The organism is Monashia sp. HAY1-2A (genome assembly GCF_056755315.1).
Window position 1 is genome coordinate 1 of sequence record NZ_JBNDHY010000901.1, and the last position, 228, is coordinate 228.

Consider the following 228-nt stretch of genomic DNA (forward strand, 5'->3'; position numbering starts at 1 on the left):
TCACTACGATGCCCGCGTGGAGGAGCATCCCGACGGTCAGCACGACGAGCAGACCGCTGCACGCAGAACGGTGCACGAGGTCCCGGACCTGCCTGAGGGCGTCACCCCGGCGCGGGTGCGCAGCTTCGTGCGGCGTGGGCGCCTCTCGTCGCTGACGCTCGCACGCATGCAGACGCTCGCGCCGGCTCGTGCCCTGCCGCCCGGCGCCTTCGACCCCGTCGCAGCCTT

The 228-nt window shown here is 72.8% G+C and carries 1 pseudogene; it reads left to right on the top strand.

Going from position 1 to position 228, the window contains the following annotated elements:
- Positions 1–16: 16 nt before the first annotated feature.
- Positions 17–228, top strand: a pseudogene (locus tag ACPYOM_RS24365) (hypothetical protein); the annotation flags it as partial.